At 37.5% G+C, this 20,191-nt stretch carries 13 protein-coding genes, 1 other RNA gene and 1 pseudogene; 11 read left to right on the plus strand and 4 right to left on the minus strand.

Annotated features, from left to right (window positions below; genetic code table 11):
- Positions 1-9: 9 nt before the first annotated feature.
- Positions 10-1,083, plus strand: coding sequence for a nucleotide-binding protein (locus tag H1P_RS37250; RefSeq protein ID WP_342799536.1), 1,074 nt, complete (start codon positions 10-12; stop codon positions 1,081-1,083).
- 70 nt (positions 1,084-1,153) lie between these two features.
- Complete coding sequence (locus H1P_RS06100; protein ID WP_222426954.1) at positions 1,154-1,417, plus strand: Uma2 family endonuclease; 264 nt, start codon at positions 1,154-1,156, stop codon at positions 1,415-1,417.
- A gap of 74 nt (positions 1,418-1,491) precedes the next feature.
- On the opposite strand, the gene rnpB is transcribed toward H1P_RS06100, so the two are convergent.
- Positions 1,492-1,947: RNase P RNA component class A (gene rnpB, locus H1P_RS06105), an RNA gene on the minus strand.
- Positions 1,948-2,664: 717 nt separating this feature from the next.
- Here rnpB and H1P_RS06110 point away from each other — a divergent pair.
- The 3 genes from H1P_RS06110 (at position 2,665) to pabB (ending at position 6,504) form a co-directional block, all read left to right on the plus strand.
- Entirely contained in the window at positions 2,665-3,414 is a 750-nt protein-coding gene (locus tag H1P_RS06110; protein ID WP_144865153.1) for an HAD-IIB family hydrolase, read from the plus strand.
- An 86-nt stretch (positions 3,415-3,500) separates the two neighbouring features.
- A complete protein-coding gene (locus H1P_RS06115; protein ID WP_144865155.1) occupies positions 3,501-4,325 on the plus strand; it encodes a squalene/phytoene synthase family protein in 825 nt (274 codons plus the stop codon).
- Positions 4,326-4,776: 451 nt separating this feature from the next.
- Positions 4,777-6,504 carry an aminodeoxychorismate synthase component I gene (gene pabB / locus H1P_RS06120; RefSeq protein ID WP_144865157.1) on the plus strand — a complete coding sequence of 576 codons (1,728 nt, stop codon included), beginning with the start codon at positions 4,777-4,779 and terminating at the stop codon, positions 6,502-6,504.
- 158 nt (positions 6,505-6,662) lie between these two features.
- Here the strand turns inward: pabB and H1P_RS06125 are convergent, their stop codons facing one another.
- Positions 6,663-11,438 (minus strand): DVUA0089 family protein, encoded by a 4,776-nt coding sequence (locus H1P_RS06125; protein ID WP_144865159.1) that lies wholly within the window; start codon positions 11,436-11,438, stop codon positions 6,663-6,665.
- A gap of 137 nt (positions 11,439-11,575) precedes the next feature.
- Between H1P_RS06125 and H1P_RS39255 the strand changes: the two are divergent.
- Positions 11,576-12,821 (plus strand): annotated as a pseudogene (locus H1P_RS39255) (RNA-guided endonuclease InsQ/TnpB family protein).
- A 196-nt stretch (positions 12,822-13,017) separates the two neighbouring features.
- Here the strand turns inward: H1P_RS39255 and H1P_RS06135 are convergent.
- The gene (locus H1P_RS06135) at positions 13,018-13,299 is read right to left on the minus strand and encodes a hypothetical protein (RefSeq protein WP_144865160.1); all 282 of its coding nucleotides are present in this window, start codon (positions 13,297-13,299) and stop codon (positions 13,018-13,020) included.
- A gap of 343 nt (positions 13,300-13,642) precedes the next feature.
- Complete coding sequence (locus H1P_RS06140; protein ID WP_144865162.1) at positions 13,643-14,488, minus strand: acyl-CoA desaturase; 846 nt, start codon at positions 14,486-14,488, stop codon at positions 13,643-13,645.
- A gap of 284 nt (positions 14,489-14,772) precedes the next feature.
- Between H1P_RS06140 and H1P_RS06145 the strand changes: the two genes are divergently transcribed.
- The 5 genes from H1P_RS06145 to H1P_RS06165 all read left to right on the plus strand — a co-directional run bounded on the left by H1P_RS06145 (position 14,773) and on the right by H1P_RS06165 (position 20,083).
- On the plus strand, positions 14,773-16,023 hold the full coding sequence (locus H1P_RS06145; protein ID WP_144865164.1) for a TetR/AcrR family transcriptional regulator: 1,251 nt from the start codon (positions 14,773-14,775) through the stop codon (positions 16,021-16,023).
- Positions 16,024-16,186: 163 nt separating this feature from the next.
- Positions 16,187-17,458, plus strand: a complete 1,272-nt coding sequence (locus H1P_RS06150; protein WP_144865166.1) for an NAD(P)/FAD-dependent oxidoreductase — start codon at positions 16,187-16,189, stop codon at positions 17,456-17,458.
- A gap of 93 nt (positions 17,459-17,551) precedes the next feature.
- Positions 17,552-18,019 carry a MarR family winged helix-turn-helix transcriptional regulator gene (locus tag H1P_RS06155; RefSeq protein ID WP_144865168.1) on the plus strand — a complete coding sequence of 156 codons (468 nt, stop codon included), beginning with the start codon at positions 17,552-17,554 and terminating at the stop codon, positions 18,017-18,019.
- Positions 18,020-18,111: 92 nt separating this feature from the next.
- Positions 18,112-18,624 (plus strand): DUF2269 family protein, encoded by a 513-nt coding sequence (locus tag H1P_RS06160; protein WP_144865170.1) that lies wholly within the window; start codon positions 18,112-18,114, stop codon positions 18,622-18,624.
- 100 nt (positions 18,625-18,724) lie between these two features.
- Entirely contained in the window at positions 18,725-20,083 is a 1,359-nt protein-coding gene (locus H1P_RS06165; protein ID WP_144865172.1) for a cytochrome P450, read from the plus strand.
- Positions 20,084-20,191 lie beyond the last annotated feature (108 nt).

Here is a 20,191-nt window from a genome sequence, read left to right on the forward strand (position 1 = left end):
GGTGAATGTATTGCAGTTCAAGTTAAAAACCATAAAGCAAAATGTAATGTATCACAGATTGACAAGTTTAAGAGTTTTTTAGACTTACCAACTGCATCTAAATTTACTCAAGGTTGGTTTATCTCTGCAAATGGTTATTCAAAACCAGCACTTACTTATGTCAATACAGGACAACCTGAAAACTTTCGTTTAGGTATATTTATAGCAAATGAAGATCGAGTTTCTTGGACATATATTAATCCTAACAAGCTCGAACCAAATCATCCTGAAACACCCCCAACAACATTTAGTGGTTCAGGAACAAAAGAAGAGGCAGAAAAAACTAAATATATTGGCGTTTTTACCTGTAAGGGAGGCGTGGGCAAAACTACAGTTGCAGCCCATTTAGCAGGTGCATTTGCTCTTATGGGACATGATGTTATTTTGCTAGATTTAGACCCCGAACGCAACTTGCGAAAGCTATTTTCACAAGATATAAATGATGAAGATGCAAGCGTTTTTGTTCCTCCTATCAATAAAAATGAAACAGGAACAACCATTACTGTTCTTAATCATGACGAATGGCAACCAGAAGATTATCCTGATATAAAAATAACTATCTGTGATTGTTCGCCTGTTTTAGATAAAAATCCGAAGTCTTTAGTTGAAAAATTTGATTACTGTATTATTCCTACAACTTTAAATCCTTTAGGAGTTAGTAAAAACTGTGATGTAATTATTAGGACATTCAAGCATATTCGTAGGCTAAATTCACAAGCAGAAATGTTTGCTTTAATTAATAACTATCATTCAGATCAAAGCTTTACTAACAGAAATCAAGTTCTTCGAGATCATTTAAGAAGAAGTCTCTCAAAGTATACATCTACCGATTCTAAATGCAAATTTATCGATCCTGATGCAGCAAAAATTCGCTACAGTAAATCTCTTTTATATTGGGGATACCATATCGTTGAAGGAACTACACCACAGTTAGCATTCAATTCAAACGGAGGTAGATCGCATCCTCGAACTGATTTTCTTCAGTTAGCAGAATACTTGGAAGAACACACAACAATAGATGAATTACGCCGACAAGGGCATTAAAAAAATTTTGTAGGTTGGGTTACGCTGTTGCTAACCCAACAAAACTTTACTCTGTATTGGACTTCATTGCTTGATTGCGGAAGTATTATCTAAATCTACTCAAAACTACGATCGCCGTCAAAAGTTTTTAGCTTATCGCACTATAGATACTTTTCAAGAATACATTTTAATCGATCGATATCGAGTTTATATAGAGCATTACTTAAAAACAGCTTCCAATCAATGGTTACTATCCGAATACAGCGATCGCAATATTACATTAACTATCAACAAAATCAATACAAAAATCAATATTTTCGTAAAGATCGAAAATATTGAATTTGCCGATCGTTAAAAAAAATTTATCATCATTTCCCAACTTTTCCTTATTTCTTATTCCTTGTTCCTTACTCCTTCTTCCTTAAAGAGTAGAGAGAGAGAGTTGTAAGCCGGATTCTGTTCTAGAAGAGACTACATAGCCTTTCTAGGGCGGTTATCTATCTGGGATGGCTGTTACCAAACATCTCAAGCGGTTCACCTAAAGCGAGATTGGAAAAAGACCAACCATAATCTCTTCGACCTTGCTCCCAACTGGGGTTTACCAAGCCAACACCTCTCGATGTTGCTGGTGCGCTCTTACCGACACCTTTGCACCCTTACCAAACTAAGGAATGAGAATTGAGGAGTAAGGAACGAGGAATTAATGATCCTTCATTCTTTGTCCTTCTTCCTTCATTCTTTTAAAATTGGCGGTATTTTTCTGTGGCACTATCCTCGCAGTCACCTACACTGGGAGTTACCCAGCAAGTTTGGTCTTTGGGGAGTCCGGACTTTCCTCAAAAAGATCGCCTGAGCTATCTTTCTGCAACCACCGCACCTCCTCTCTCTATATCTAGTTTATATTATGGTTATTTATTAGTGGTTATTGGCTTATGGCTAAATTGCTCTTTGTTATTTGTTAACGAATGAATACTCACTATTTCTAAGTTGTTATGAGTACATTTTGTCCCATCAAAATCTGATTTTACTTTCCTACTTAATTCTTACTTATAGTGTCCAATTTTCAGGAATTATTTGAGTATAGTTTCTATCTTCTTTTTTCTTAATTTTGACACTCTCTGCTTTAAAAAAGACAGAGATTCTTGAGAAGAAACTGAAAGTAGTTCAGTTTGAACCATACTTGCTTTCACGTACCACCATGCCTTTTGAACGGATAGCAGAAACTACCCAGAACACAGCAGCCCACGATATAAACTTTCTGCATCAAGGCGTTGCCAATTGCCCCTACTCTCTCGCCTAGAAACTAGGTCTGAGCATACTTTTAATTTAAATATAGCCAGCTATGTTGATCGATTTTATTTCGCTCAATCTGAAAGCTTTATTTGTCAAGGCTAGGTCTAGAGTGTTAACCACCGAGATTGGGCTTTTCCCAAATCTACCATTTAACCAGGTGTCCATATACAGGGAGTTGCACCTACAATTCAGATGTCTTCGCGATTTTCTAGCTTCATGTACTATATCATATTTCACGGACGGTTTTAACCGTCTCACGATTGTTCCTCCGCGAGTTGAAACGTCGCGGTTTCCCAATTACGTAACATCATGATTCCTCTAACAAAAGCGATATTATCTCCTGTGTGTCTCATTGCGACGGATATGGATGGTACTTTAACTAAAAATGGTAAATTTACCTCTGAATTGCTAATTGCATTAGAATCTTTAGCTGTGAAAAATATCCCTGTGTTAATTGTTACAGGGCGTTCTGCGGGTTGGGTCAGTGCGATCGCAAATTATTTGCCTATTGTGGGAGCGATCGCCGAAAATGGAGGATTGTTTTATAATAATCAGGATGCAACCTCAGAATTAATTACTAACTTGGATAATTTAGAAAGTCATCGCTGGAAGCTAAAAGAGGTTTTTCAACTCTTACAAAGCAAATTTCCTGAGATTATAGAATCTGCTGATAATAGTTTTCGGATCACAGATTGGACTTTTGATATCGGCGAGCTAACCCCACCACAGTTAGAAACGATGAATCGTTGTTGCCAAGACAGGGGTTATGGTTTTACTTACAGTACGGTGCAGTGTCATATTAAACCCAAACAGCAAGATAAAGCTTATGGTTTACAGCAAATACTCAACAAGCACTTTTCTCATCTCACACCACAACAAGTAGTTACGGTTGGTGATAGTCCAAATGATGAATCGTTATTTAATCAGAATTATTTTCCTTTATCCGTAGGGGTGGCAAATATTGTTCATTATAGCGATCGCTTACAACATCAACCCACTTATATTACAAGCTTTTCAGAAGCGCAAGGATTTTGTGAGTTAGCTAAATTTTTCACATAGTAAGCAAAAAAAGTGTCCTATTTTCATCAAGAAATAAGAAATTCATTGTATGCTATCCGAAAGTCAAAGTGTGAGGAGTTGGATTCATGGATTTTCGTAGCAATGCTTTAGAAATCCTTAAACAAACGAGCAGAACCTTCTATATTCCCATAAGTCTTCTACCAGAACAACTACAATCTGCCGTAGCATCTGCTTATCTGTGTATGCGAGCGATCGATGAAGTTGAAGACAGTGATATTTTAGATGTAGAAACCAAAGCCAGACTATTAAGGTCTATGAGCCTTCATCTACAATCTCAAAACTACAATTTCCAAGAAAATCCATTCAGTAAAAGTTTCCAACCTTACCAAAACGTATTACCAGAAGTTACTTTACGTATTTCTGAATGGTCACTGTTAGCGGATAATAGCATAGGACCTCGTATTTGGGATGCTACCGCAGCTATGGCGGATCGTATGGCTTATTGGGCGGAAAATGATTGGCAAATTAAGTCTAAAGAAGATTTAGATCGCTATACTTTTAGTGTTGCTGGAGCAGTGGGTTTATTACTCAGCGATCTTTGGAATTGGTATGATGGCACAACCACTAATCGTAGTCAGGCGATCGGTTTTGGTCGAGGTCTACAAGCGGTTAATATTATTCGTAATCGAAAAGAAGATTTAAAACGCGGTGTAGATTTTTTTCCTGAAGGCTGGGATTTCCACGATATGCATCAATACGCCCGTTATCAGCTTAATTTAGCTAAATTGTATACTGATGCTCTTTCTGATGGCCCTGCGTTAGATTTTTGCCGTATTCCTTTAGCTTTAGCTTTTGGGACTCTAGAAGCGATCGCTCTTGGCAAAGAAAAACTAACTCGTACTGATGTTTTATCTCTAGTGGAAAATTTGATCGGTATCAAATCTGCATAAAATACTGCTGAATGCTGACTCTATAAAACCTGAAATAGTTAAATTGAGGTGTGGGGTGATGAGTATCGAGTGTTGGGTTTTAGAAGTAAATTGTCAGTACAATCATGTGTTTGACCTATTTTCTGTTTAATTGGGTTAATCTACACCAAACAAGATCAAAGTAAACAATCTCAAAGAGATTTCTCTTGCAGTGCGCTGGCAAAAAAATCAAATTTCATCTAGCCAAACAACTTGATGTTCATCGCTATTTATCACCTAAAACTCTCAAGTAGTTCTATTTAATTAAAAATTAAACTTGATACCGACCGCTATTGTCTATTATCTATTATTTATTACCTTTCTTAAAACTCCATTTCTAGGACTGGACGAGGTTTCATTTTCTTTACTTATTTTTTCTGAATTCGAGATAATAAAGCTATACATTTTGAATCACCTTTGCTTTTAGATATCTATGAATCAGATCGTTATTCATGATGCTCAACAAAAACAATGGCTAAAATTTACACAACCAGCCTACGTAGTTGAAACTTATAATCTTGCAGAAGTCGTCGCCAAACTGCAATTAGTTAACGAATTGGTTCAACATAATAAGATGTATGCAGTGGGTTTTATTAGTTATGAAGCTGCAACTGCTTTTGATGATGTTTTAGTTACTTATGAGTCTGATGATTTTCCTTTACTGTGGTTTGGGCTATATCAGCAACCAGAAAAAATTGATTTAACCGCACCAGCTACACCTCAAGAATATAATCTCAATTGGTCGCCTACAGTTACTAAAGCAGAATACGATCGCTCTATTACTCAAATTAAACAGTATATTAGCTGTGGTGATACCTATCAAGTTAATTACACTATGCGCTTACAAGCCGATTTTAAAGGAGATGCATGGAAGTACTTTCAGCATCTTACTCAAGCGCAACAAGCAAACTATTCAGCTTATATTGATTTAGAAAATTATGCTATTTGTTCGGCTTCTCCTGAGTTATTTTTCTCTTGGGATGGAAATCAGATAGTAACTCGCCCTATGAAAGGGACATCTGCGAGGGGTTATACTTTAAAAGGCGATCGCAAATTAGCCCAATGGCTGCATAATTCGGCAAAAAATCGGGCAGAAAATGTGATGATTGTGGATCTGATTCGTAACGATCTAGCTAAAGTTGCCGAGCTTTATAGTGTCAAAGTTCCTAGTTTATTTGATGTAGAACAGTACCCTACATTATGGCAGATGACATCTACGGTGACAGCAAACACAAAAGTAAGTCTACCAGAAATTATGAAAGCTTTATTTCCTTGTGCTTCTATTACAGGCGCACCCAAACCCCGCACGATGGAAATTATTCGTCAGCTAGAAAAGACACCCCGCAATATTTATACGGGTACAATTGGTTTGATTACTCCTGAAAATCAAGCACAGTTTAATGTAGCAATTCGTACTGTTTTAATTGATAAAAAAGCTCATCGTGCCGAATATGGCGTAGGCGGAGGTATTGTTTGGGATTCCGTTAGTGTCAGTGAATATGAAGAATGTCAAATTAAAGCTCGTGTGTTACTTAATAAAAATCAAAATTTTGAGCTTTTAGAAACTATTCTCTGGACTCCTCATGAGGGTTATTTTTTACTAGATTATCATTTACAAAGGCTACAAGATACTGCTTTATATTTTAAATTTACTGTAAATTTAGTGGCTATTGACAAACAGTTATTAGAGTTCACTAATTCACTACAAGACCAGCCTTATAAAGTCAGGTTAATGGTTAATCAGAAAGGAAATATCACCATCAAAGCTATTCCTTTTACTCCCGATCATCCCTCAAAAACTGTTAATTTAGCTATAGCAAAAAGACCGATCGATCTTCATAATCCTTTCTTTTATCACAAAACTACTAATCGCAGCTTTTATAATAATATTCGCCACAAATACCCTAACTATGATGATGTTTTGCTTTGGAATGAACGTCAAGAAATAACTGAAACTTGTATTGCTAATATTGTAGTCAAACGCGATGGTAAATTGTTTACTCCTCCTGTAAATAGTGGTTTATTAGCTGGTACATTTAGAGCCTATTTATTAGAAAAGCAAGAAATCAAAGAAGCAATAATTAAGCTAAAAGATTTACCAGAATGTGAAGCAATTTATTTAATTAATTCAGTTCGTAAATGGCAAACAGCAAAGCTATAAAATCGTAAATTGTGCTTTACAAAGCTGTAAGCTGTTAGCCCTTTTGAGGGGGCAAACAACAAGGGGGAGTGCAAGCTCTTTGAAAGTTGCCAAGCTTAGAGCTTAGAGCTTATAGCTGATAGCTATTTGACTAATAGACACACTGATTAATAGATCGGCTACGGTGAAACGGGACAACTAGGATGCACTATACCTGAATTTTGCGGAATAGTTTCAGGAGCATTTGCTACCAGCCAGACGCTACCATCAGAGTTAATTACCCAACCTTGAGATTGCTGAATCACAGGATAACTTGTTTCTAATGTGTTATCTTTAGCACGTTGACGTACTCCTACCGCACCATTTTCACTTACTTGAATATCATCGCGATTTGCCCATCCCACAACATTATCTACATTACTCAAAGATTCTTCTGATGTAGGAGTTAAACCGCCTCGACCTGTAATAATGAAAGAACTTCCTTTAGCTATTTTGTCATCTTCAAATTTACACAAATCTTGAGCAAAAATTGCTTCTGCATCAACAGGTACATCTGGTAATTCAATAATGCCAGATGTAGGATCGACATCAGGAGTATCAATATTAATCGTGCCATCTAAACCAAAATCGGAGCTAGCATTGATATCATTAGTGAAGGGATTTAAGGAACGTTCTTCTATACCAAATAAAGATTCTGCTTTAATTCTGATATTACCACCGCTTCCCGTTCCTGCATTAGCGATGATATCGTTATTTTGATTGGGAGATGCCAGGATAAATTGAGTATCAATGTTAATATCCCCTCCGTTACCAGCCTCACCTGCTTCTGTAGAAATTAAACTGCTATCTCGCATTTCTAAGATATTATTTACTTTAATGTCTAGCAAACCTCCTTCTCCAGATGCGGTGGTGGCAGAAATTTGACTGTTACTTTCTAAAGTTAAAAAGCCCGAATTAATGGAGACATTACCACTGGTTGCCAATCCTTCACTACCTACTACTACAGTAGAATTATCTTGAATTGTCAGTAAGTTGGGAGTTGTAATATTAACATTTCCGCCTATACCTCTTCCTGTGGTAGAAGCTGATACGGTACTGTTATCCCTAATAGTTATATTTCCCGTAGCATTGAGGTTAATATCTCCTGCTTTAACATTTCCTGGCTGAACTGTATTATCTGTATTAATTTGGTCGATATCAAAAAGACCGAAACTTCCTGCTGTAGCATTAAAGGAATAGTAATCAAAGGTATCATTACCTTCTGCTGAGATGGAAACATGAGGAATTGCAGTAGAATTCTGAATATTAGAATTAAACCTTTTAGAAAAAGAATTATCGATCTTTTGTGCTGTATCTAAAGAGTCATTAGACTCTATCTTGGCAATTGAATTATTAGTCTCCCCAGAAGTAGGATGATTTTCAATGGAAACTTGCAGAGTATAATTATCTCCTCGTGCAATGGTGTCACCACTAATTTCCCCTTCCTCAGCCACAGAATCAAATGCGCCTACGCCAATGACATAATTACCATCTTCCGTAAAAGTATATTCCAGAAAAGAATTTGCCACTGAGCCAGAGAAAAGCCCTGCTTCCCCTTCAGAAACCTCGGAATCATCATTTTCTGCTAATAAATTTCCTTGATCGTCAAACAGAAAAATCTCTGAATCTAGATCTGCTTGAGAAACATCTGTTTCCGATTCTGATGCGACTTTAGCAGTAATTGCCGATCCTTCGGTAATAAATATCGAACCAGCATTAACTGTAATATTTCCTGCATCACCTGCACCAGAGGTATTAGTAAAAATAAAACTACCAGCTAAGTTGAATGCACCGCCACTAGTAACATCAATCTTGATACTTCCTGCATTTCCTTCCCCTGATGTCTCAGTAAAAATTAAACCGCGATCGCTAATATTCACAGAACTAGCTATAATATTAATATTAGCACCACTGCGATTGCCTACAATTTCCGTATCAATAGAACTATTGTTAATCCTTATCTCTCCATCAGCATTAAGGTTAATACTTCCTGCGGTAATATCTGTATTTTCTGCGGAAACTCCCCTAGTAGTAGCTTCAATTTCCGCCTCATTATCTAAGGAAATCTCACCAGCATTAATATTAATATCTCCCATTCTCCCTTCCCTAGATTGGATGTTATCTGTCTCAATCTGACTATTAGAAAGGTTAAATATACCAGCATTAGTGACATCAATATTTATATCTCCAGCATCCCCTTCTCCTGATGTACTCGTACTAATGGAAGTTGCATCGATTATATTAACTGAATCTGCACTAATAAAAACATTCCCTCCATCACCTTCGTCAAAAGTCAAGGAATTAATTAAACTAAGATTTTGAATATTTATAGAATTACCCGCGATTAATATATCATCACCATTTCCTTGACCGCGAACAAAGTTGTCAAAAAAGTAATTATCAATTGTAATGTCACCACCAGTAATCTGAAGTTTTCCACCAGTTGTTTCACCTGGAACATTTGCCCAAGAGTTAATAAAAATAGTAGACGAAAAATCAGCATCGTTTATTAATTCTACATTTGAGCCATTAAGAGCTTCAATGGTTATATCACCCGTTCTCCCATTATTGCCAAAAGCCTGAGTATCGATACTTGTATTGGTTAAAGATATGCCTGAATTTGCAGTAAGATTAATATCCCCTGCAATACCATCTTCACCATTAGAAGTTGCAAGTAAAGAGGAGTTAGTTAAATTAATGCTTCCTTGGGAGGAATGGAGACTGATTGCACCCGCAGCAGCTTCATTAGATGAAGAATTAATGGTTAGTAATCCATCCGTAACTACATTAAGATCGCCAGTAGCATTGACTGTAATATCTCCCCCCGCACTAGAATCTGCCGAACTATCGAGGTTGGCAAAACTCACATTACCATTAGTAGCATTGAGCGTTATCGAGCCACTATCACCCGATACTTGACTTTCATTGAATGTGTTTTGGTTTCCTGCAACTCCCGTTAGGTTAATCGTATATTGTCCTATATTCGAGATAATAAACGCACCTGGAAGATCGTTAACAATTTCATCATCCCAATCACTTAAAGGGAATGTACCACCTGCACCTATGGGAGCGTTGACAGCTTGAAAGTCATCAGAAAAAATAAAACCGCCCTCACTAAAAGGATCGACAAACAAGCCACTAATTGCTAGATAATAAATACCTGGTGTGGTTGGTGTTAAAGAATTTTCTGCGGGTAAGGTAGATTGAATTATTTCGCTACTACTGTCATTGTTGCTATAGATGCCGATTCCTGATGCATCAAAAAGAAATAACTGACTATCTATCTCTGTGTCATTAACTGTGCTAGCAGAAAAAGTACCATCTCCTGTGAGAAAAATTTGATAAACATCTACGTCATCAACTTCGGAGAGAAAACCAGAAATACTTTCTACACTATCACCCGAATCATTACTGATGACTGAAGCAGTTTCAATTGTGTCCCCTGCGTCAGATAATGTGGATAGTGTAGTGTTGATGTTGCCTAAAGTTAAATTTGCTCCAGATATAGCGATACTCCGCCCATTAGTCGCGATGGTATCAGCATCAACAACTTCAGATAATTCACTATCAAAAACAATAGTATTATCTTCCATGACAAAATCTCCCGCACCATCACTATCTGCATCGGCGGTAAAAGCAATTACCCCACTACCAGGGGCAAAAGTTAATTCGTCATCGACTAAATCTTCCAGAGTAATATCATTGGTTGCTTGTAAGATAACGTTAGTATCTCCTGATAACCCTTCCAATTCTGTTTCATAGATAGTAGTGGGGGCGGTGTCATCGATTTCACTTAAGGGAGTACTCAGAATAGCACCAACTTCCCCAGAATTATTACCTGAAAAAGTATCTGTGCCATCTCCCGTCTCATCTCCCGTACCATTGGCAATGATAATATTAGTAGGATCGAGTAATAATGTTCCTGTAAAACCATTTACGGCACTAGTATTAACATCCCCGCGAAAAATTAGGTGCTGTTTACTTGATACTTCTACGAAACCTCCATTACCAGATTCACTACCTCCTTTAGCGGTAATATCCCCATAAAAGCCCGTTACTTCATTTCCCCAGACAAATACTCTCCCGCCATTCCCCTTCGTTACACCATCGGCATTAATAGTGACAGTACGATCGATATAAGTTCTGTTAGCGTTAATTAAAGCATCTCTACCTTGATAACCACCCCCAACAAAAACCGTACCTCCTCCTGTATCCGAAGAGACATTAATACGAGAATTATCCAGTAAACTAACCGTATTTCCTAGTACTGAAATATTACCCCGTGGCGCAGTAGCTAAACCACCAGCAAAACTAACTTCTCCACCAATAAAAGAAATGCTTTCTTCTGTGGGTACTTGCAAACCTACATTATCAGCCACAGAACGATTAATAATTTGCCCTGGATTTGTACCTAAATTTAAACCAATGGGAACAGATATAGTTAATAGTGGAGTGGTGTTAGTGGGTGTGCTATTAAATTCTGTACCATCAGCAAAAAGAATACTTTCAGCAGTGGTAGCTAAAAATGAACCTCCGATATTAAGACTCGCACCTTCACCAAAAATAATCCCATTGGGATTAATCAGAAACAGATTAGCAGCACCCTGAGATTTGATAATGCCTTCGATGTGAGAAAGAGAATTGCCTGTAACGCGAGAAAAGATATTCTGAATAGAAGTTACATTATTAAAAGAAGCGGTAGTATCTTCAGGAATAGAAAACCTTTCAAAGCTATGAAAAAGATTGTCTCCTCTGGTTGTTCCCCCATCAATTTGAATCACATTTCCTTCAGAATTAACTACAGAATTATCTGGCAAACTTTCGTCGGGAACGATTTGTGCGTTGCTGACTGAAGTAAGGAAACCAGTGAGTATAATTCCGAGATTAAAAGAGGAAAGTAAAGAAATAGTTTTCATGATGTACGCAGTTTGGAAACCGTGTCGCGTGATTCGCACGGAGGAAAAACAGTGAAACGTTTTTAAACGTCAGTGGAATATTTGCTATAACAATCTTAATTCGCTATATAATATTTATACAGTGAATTAAGCTTTAAATGTACGCCACTCAAAAGAATCAACTCAGAAGACTTAGCCAGCAGGAGTTTAATGCTCTGACTGCATTGTGTCGCTTGAGCAAAAATCTTTTTAACGTGGCACTGTACGAATCTAGGCAGTATTTCTTTCAGATGCGAAAACGCCTGAGTTACGAATCTAACTATCACATCTGTAAATCGAATGAGAACTATCGGCTGCTTAATACCGATATTGCTCAACAAACTATGAAAGTGGTAGATAGAAGCATGAGGTCTTTTCTGGGATTGCTTAAGGCTATTAGTATTGGACGTTGTGACCAAAAGCCACAGTTGCCTAAATACTTGCCGAAAGAGGGATACTTCCCTTTGATTATTCCAAGAATCAAACTCAAAGATGGAGCATTTACTGTTCCCATGTCTCGCGAGTTTAAAAAGGAATATGGCGAAGTTAAAATTCAGCTTCCAGAAAGATTGAAAGACAAGAAAATTAAAGAGGTACGAATACATCCAAAATACTCGGCTCGATGGTTTGAAGTTGAGTACATATATGAAGACGAGAAAATCGAAACATCTATCGATCCTCACAAGGCAATATCTATTGATTTGGGAGTTGATAATTTGTGTGCTTGTATTGATTGTAACGGGCATCATTTTTTGATTGATGGCAAACGACTCAAAAGCATTAATCAGTGGTACAACAAGCAAAATGCTTATCTTCAGTCTGCTAAAGACAAGCAAGGTATTAAGTTCTTTCACAAAGGCGCAAGCTCGACTTTACCAATGGCGTAATAACTGTGTTCGTGATTATTTGAACAAAGCTGCGCGGGTGATAATTAACCATTGCCTTGAGTATCAAATAGGCAGACTGATAGTTGGTTATAACCCAGGTATAAAATGCGAGATTAATATTGGACGTTCTAACAATCAGAACTTTGTTCAAATACCTTTTTGGCATCTTCGACGTAAGCTTGAAGCTCTTTGCTGTAGATATGGTATTGAGTACCGAGAACAAGAAGAAAGTTACTCGTCGAAAGCTAGTTTTTACGACCAAGATGAAATACCCGTTTACAATGCTGATAGTCCAGCCAAACAAAGTTTCTCTGGAAAGAGAATCAAGCGTGGATTGTATAGGACTAAAGAGAAGCATTTGTGTAACTCAAATATTAATGGTAGTGCCAATATTTTGATTAAAAGTAAGCACAGATTCAGTTTTGAACGAGTGTGTAGCGGGTTTTTGACTAACCCTTTAAGGATTTTTATCTCTTAAGAATCTCCGTCGCTAGAGAGCGCGAAGAGTGTCAAAAAATAAGATACTTTTATTGAGATTAGCCCAGTACTTTACTCTGAGATTTAATAGTAGATTTAATAACAATTAGCAAAATAATCGCTCGATTAAAAATTTATATAGCGATCGCCCTGAACCCTTAAGAATCAACAATTGCGATCGCTATAACCGCCATAACCTAAAACACAATAAAGTCACTGCTAACTAAATCTAGGCAACTATCTAAATTGTTAATTTTAACTTGTCCAGAACTATTGATGACAATATCGTTACTCAAATTACTATAAAGAGCATTATTTATAGAACTATCTTTAATAGTTTCTTCTTTTTTCTTGTTATTAATTTTTCGGAATTTTCCAAATTTTAAAACCGCAAAAAATCCCTTTATTTTGCCTGTTAGCTTCTGGAGATCGCCAACTGCCTCGCTGAGAACGAGATCGTTACTTGAGCTTTGACCCATCTTAATCATCTTTCGCTATTCTTTGACGAACTTTAAATAATGTGTGTTCTATTTACTTCTCATTCCAAAACACAAACTTTATGCAGTTTTTTAACATTATTTAACAATTTCCTGAATTAATAAAAGCGATCTCGCAAACCAATACTGTTTGGTGAACGATTGTTGCTCGAAGAAGTAGGAAAGAGCGTGAAGTAGGGAAGTCTTTGAAGATAATATGGGCGAATTAAAATCAAGGTGATTAAAAACATTAAAGTAGTGGCAATTTATAAATTACCACTACAAAATTAGTATCTTGTACTTAAATTAAACTTATAAAATCGATTCGCCAACAGCAGCCTGGCAACTACATAACAACCTTTTTCGCTAAACCTAAACCTTGTAATACTCTAATTGCCCACCAAGTAACATCGATTTCCCACCAACGTTGACCAGCTTTAGCAACACGGGGTCTAAAATGATGATTATTGTGCCAACCTTCGCCATAAGCCAAAATACCAACCCACCACAGGTTAAGAGAGCCATCTTCGCATTCAAAGTTTTTGTAACCCCAGAAGTGTGTTGCACTATTTACAAACCAAGTACAATGCCACAAAGTTACGGCTCTGACAAAAATACCATAGACAACAAAAGACCAACCGCCCACAGCAAATAAAGCGAGACCCAAAGCGATCTGAAGCCCAATAAAATTCTTATTTAACCAACGATAGTAAGGATCTCTGTCGGTACGAGGTGCATATCTTTTGTATAGATCGTATTCAAAATATTTATCTTGTCTGAACATCAACCAGCCCATGTGACTCCACCAAAAACCTCGATTAGCAGAGTAGGGGTCTTTATCATTATCTTCAGTATGAGCATGGTGCAAATTGTGTCCTGCTACCCAGAAAATAGGACCACCTTGGATTGCTAATGCGCCACAGGTTACTAGGATACGCTCTAACCATTTAGGGACTTCCAAGCTGCGATGAGTCAAGATGCGATGGTACGCCAAACAGATGCCAATACTACCAGTTAACCAGTGGAAGAAAATTGCCACGCCCAAAGCAGACCAGGAGAAAAACCAGGGTGCTGATAAGGCTATGAGGTGAAAAGCCACAAAAACGGCGATATTAATCCAATATGGTTTTAGCTTTTCTTCTTTTGGTTGAACCCCCTGCTGGTTCTTGGGAGCAATTAATTGCTGTGTCATTACTAACTTGTCCTAAAAATACTTTGAAGTTACGAAGCTCAAGAAGCTCGTTATGTAAGTTTTGGCGATTACGCGGTTAGCGTAGTCTTTGGGACGCTCGCTAGGCTGATAGTTGTAATCTCAAACTAAGTTTTGCAAGTACCACTTACATATTGCAGTCTAACAGTTATTTTTTTTATTTGCAAGTAATACTTACATTTTTTGTTCAACTACAATAAAGACAAGCAGTTGAGATTATTGATATTTAGTTATACTGTTGTTTGCTTAATGTAAATTTAATCTTTATGCCTACTCCCCGAAAGTCCACCAAAGCTCGTCTCATTGAAGCTGCACTAGATTTATTTGCAGAGAGAGGTGTCACAGAGACTACGACTAAAGCTGTTGCTGAACGCGCTCAGGTGAACGAAGTTACTCTCTTTCGTAATTTCGGGAACAAGTACCGCTTGCTTTTGGCAGTAATTGAAGATTCAGCCGTATTTGCTAAATTGGTTCATGCTTTGATCGAACAAGCCAACGCTAAGGATAATGTGGCAGATTTTTTAAAAGAATATGCTCAAGAAAGCTTACATCTCCTTAATAAAGCACCAGATTTGGTTCGCTCTATTGTGGGGGAAGCAGGTAACTATCCTGTAGAAAATCGTTTGGCGTTGGGTAAAGGTTTGAGTGAGGCGAATCGTTATGTAGCAGAATACTTAGAAAAAGCGATCGCTAAAGAAGGTTTAACTAGCGATCTGACATCAGAACAAATTGTTAACCTGCTCAACTTTTTGCTTTTGGGTTATTTTGTCATTGAATCTAGTACCGAAGACTATACTTACTGGGACGAGCAGCATGATTTTTTAGACAGTATGATCGAGCTATTTTTACAAGGCTCTTTTACTTCATCTGAGGCAACACCTAGAGTTAGCAAAACCAGTGGCATAAAGGCTGAGTTATCCGAAATAGCAGATTTACCAGCCAGCTTAGTGCGTTCTCTATTTCTGAAAGCCAAAAAAACAGGAAAACAAGAATACGCTCTAATATACGTGTTGTTCGGTGCAGGTTTATCGGTAGAAGAAATCTTACATTTAGAGCGATCGCATTTATTAATTGAACCTCCACAACATATCTTACATATTAATCAGGGTACAAAACGACAAGTACCTCTCAATCAATGGGTAATGGGATTTCGCTATGGTTCAAAATCATCTAATCCTCTAATTCAATGGTTAAAAAGCCGTCAGGATGATTGCACAGCGATCTTTATTAATGAAGCAAGTGACGCTATCACAGAAGTTGCAATCACAGAAGTTGAATTACAAGCTATATGGCAGGAATTAACCATCGATATACTAACTCCTCAAGGAGAAACACCCCTAATTGAGCAAGCCAGACAAACATGGTGTGTGGAAATGTTGACACGAGGGATCGAATTAGAAGACTTAAGTATCCTCAGTGGCATAGAAATTCAGCAGCTACAGCACTATGCTCAAAGAGCTAGAAATAAGGCAGCACTGGAAACTGCCGTCCGTCTCGATCGACAAAAATCTTCATAATTAGAGAATATAAAGCTAAAAAAAATGAGACTTTTGACAAAGCCAAAAGTTTCTTCTGTGTGTTCGATCCATACCCAAAGACAGATATTTTAAATTGATAGTTTCGGCAAGATTATTGAATAAATCTTAAGAAAAAGTCATCGAAATTTACAAAAAACTATTCATGAACCAAACAGAAAAATCCACCATTATCTTAGGCGGTGGTTTTACAGGACTATTTACCGCTTTGCATCTAAGTCATAAAAATTATTCTCAGTCCATAACTCTAATAGACCGCAATGATAGATTTAGTTTTAATCCCATGATGTATGAATATCTTAGTGGGGAAATGAGTGACGAACAGGTTTACCCTCGTTATTTGGATTTACTCGAAGGTAGTGGCGTTAAGTTTGTGCAAGACACGGCTACATCAGTCGATTTACCTCAAAAATGTCTCCAATTAGCATCAGGATTAAACTACACTTACGATAATTTAGTCTTAGCACTGGGTAGTGTTGGTAGCTTTTTTGGTATTGAAGGAGCAAAAGAACATACTTTTTTATTTCGTACAGGAAAACAAGCAACAGAATTAAGTAGACACCTACGAGAATGTTTGCAAAAGGCAACTCAAACAAAAGATAAAGCTCAACGTCTTCAATTACTCACAGTGGCTATTGTTGGTGCGGGTGCATCGGGGGTAGAATTAGCTGCCACCTTAGCCGACTTGTTACCTATTTGGTATCAAGAATTAGGCGGTAATAGCGAAGAAATTAGAGTTGTTTTAATTAATCGCAGTCACGAAATCCTGAAAGGAAGCGGTAATAGTAAAGATACTAAAAATACTATTCACGATACCGCAACCAAAGCCTTAAAAAATCGTAATATTCCTGTAGAATTTTTATTGGGAGCATCGGTAACACAGGTATACAGCAACAAAGTGGAATATCAAAAAGACGATCTCACTCAAACTATCTTTGCAGCAACTACAGCTTGGACAGCAGGAGTTACCGTTAATCCTTTGATTAAAAATTTGGCAGTAGCAGAAGAATATCAAACCAAACGAGGCTATTTAAATATTCTTCCTACTATGCAATTACCAGAATATCCCGAAGTATTTGCGGGTGGTGATTGTGCTTTAAGAACTGAAGAAGATTTACCCCAAACAGCCCAAGTAGCCTATCAAGAAGGAAAAGCGATCGCCGATAATCTATTAGCCTTAGCCAAAGGAAAGGAACTGTCGGAAGCGAATGTTAGCTTAAGGGGTACATTACTCAAATTAGGTTTAGGAGAAAGTGTGGCTAATCTCTTCGATCGTTATCAGATTAAAGGTAAACCTGGTCATTTGATTCGCGAGTCTACTTATTTGACTTTATTACCCACCCCTATACACAATTTTAAGGCGACTACTGGCTGGTTAATTGATGAAATATTTGAACAAAATAGTAGTGTTGCTTAATTGTTGCTAGTTTCACTTCAATCACCAAGACACTGGATTGATTTGTGGTTTTTGGTGCTTATGATAATAAATAAACAAACAGATAATTTGTAAGTGTCTAGTTCATCATCCAACCAAGAATTTGTAGAGCAATGGAGACATTCTTTAGCTCCTTATAATTTAGGATATAAGCTCAAGCTGGCTTCTCAGTTAATGTATCGTGATTTTTTAGAACGATTACAACCCTATGGCTTGACTCCTTTTCATTATCTGGTTCTCTGTTGTCTTTGGGAAGAGGATGGACTTTCTACTTCTGGAATCGCTGATAAACTCAAGCAGTTAGGCGCGACTCTCACAGGGGTAGTCGATCGCATGGAACAACGAAGTTTAGTTTATCGCCAACGAGACAATCGCGATCGCAGAATCGTCAGGATTTGGCTAACCGATGAAGGTAAAAAATTGATGAATGTATTACCTTCTGTAGGAGAAAAAACTATTTTCGCTGCAACTCAAGATATTTCGGAATCCGAACAAAAGGCGATGTTACAGCTTCTCGATCGCCTTATTTCTAACCTTTCTTAATTACCTAATCTATCTTTAATCAAGAGTTTCAATATAATTCTTGCTAAAATACTTAATATATTAACTATTAATACGCTAAGCAAAATTCAATCATGGCAAAACTAACAGTCAAACAAAAACACTGGTTACTATCTGCCCACATTATTTTTGCAGCCCTGTGGACAGGAACAGTATTGAGTATGTTTCTACTGTCTTGGACTAACAAGCAATCGAATAATCCTGAAGTACTCTATGCTTTGCATTCTGCGGTTAATTTGTTGGATGAGTATGTAGTAATTCCCGCAGCTACTGGTTCAGTGCTAACTGCAACCTTTCTTTGTTGGCTCACAAATTATGGCTTTATGAAATTTTGGTGGGTAATTTCTAAATGGTTTCTGACTATATCTTTAGTTGTCTTTGGGACATTTTGGCTGTATCCCTGGTCGAATACCGCAGAAGAGATCGCTCAAGAACAAGGTTTATCAGCTTTTAGCGATCGCGTTTATAGTTTAGATATTCAAGGCGTTTTTTTCGGTGCAGCAGTTCAAGCAATCTTATTAGTAGTAATTATCGGCATTTCAGTAATTAAGCCTTGGGGAAGACAAAAAATTATCAACCATAAATAAAAATTTCCGACTAAATACTCTGGCAAAAGGCGATCGCTTTAAAATTCTTAATAAAAGTTTGTAAGATAAGAAAAGCGACATCAAAAACCACCTTTGAACAATGGCATTAGAAATACCCCAGGTTAAGCAACATACTTTTTTCCAGAGAATCCAATGGATTGCAGATCCTGTAGGCTATATGGAAAATGCAGTCCAAGATAATCCCGACTTATTTGCAGCAGAAGTTCTCGGTTTTGGAAATAGCATAGTTTTTGTGAATCATCCAGAAGCAATTAAAGAGCTATTATCCAAAGATAGACAAAGATTTCCTGCTTTAGGGAGTAAAAATGGAATTTTAAGACCCTTGGTAGGAGATAATTCCATTTTTTTACTTAGTGACGATCGCCATCAAAAACGTCGTAAGTTGTTATTACCACCCTTTCATGGAGAAAGAATGCACACCTATGGCAAACTAATTCGTGATTTAACACTTAACATTTTTAACCAACTTTCCCCTGGAGAAACTTTCACTGCGAGAACTTTAACCCAAGATGTCTCCTTAAAAGTAATTTTAGAAGCTGTTTATGGTTTAGATAAGGGGGGAAGATCGCAAAAATTACGAGAATTAATGACCCAGATCGCTGACGCTTTTAATTCTCCTTTAACTTCCAGTTTATTGTTTTTCCGCTGGTTGCAACAAGACTGGGGTGCGTGGAGTCCTTGGGGTAAGTTTTTACGCCAGCAACAAGAATTAGATGAAGCTATTTACCAAGAAATAGCATCTCGACGAGCCAATCAAGAGCCAAAACGTCAAGATATTTTATCTCTATTGATGTCAGCAACCGATGAAGCAGGAAACCCTTTAACCAATCAAGAGTTACGCGACGAGCTAATGACTTTGATGTTTGCGGGACATGAAACCACTGCAACTTCTATGGCTTGGGCGATGTACTGGATTCATCATTTACCAGAGGTCAAGCGTAAATTAATAGCAGAGATCGCCAGCTTGGGAGATAATCCCGATCCGATGGCAATTATGAAGTTACCCTATCTGAATGCTATCTGTCAGGAAACTTTTCGGATTTATCCTGTAGCGATGTTAACTTTCCCCAGAGTGGCGCAGAATTCAGATGAGTTATTTGGTTACAAAGTCAAGCCAGGACAAGTATTTTTAGGCTGTATTTATCTGACTCACCAACGGGAAGATATTTACCCAGAACCCAAAAAATTTAAACCAGAAAGATTTTTAGACAAGCAATTCTCTCCCTACGAGTTCGTTACTTTTGGTGGGGGTTCTCGTCGCTGTATTGGAGAAGCTTTAGCCCAATTTGAAATGAAAATGGCGATCGCAACTATTCTATCTAATTACGATCTTACTTTAGCCAACAACTTTCCTGAAAAGCCTGCTCGTCGAGGAGTTACCCTTGCACCTGGTACAGGAGTCAAAATGATCTTCAAAGGTATAGCAATACGTGGCTAAGTTAGGACAAAACCAGCTAAGATTAAAGCGATCAGGCGAAGCCTGCCACTGCGTGATCGCCAAAACAGAAAAATAATGCCTGCTCCCTATAGCTACGATTTAAGAAAA

Origin of the sequence: Hyella patelloides LEGE 07179 (assembly GCF_900659865.1) — a bacterium.
Taxonomy (GTDB): domain Bacteria; phylum Cyanobacteriota; class Cyanobacteriia; order Cyanobacteriales; family Xenococcaceae; genus Hyella; species Hyella patelloides.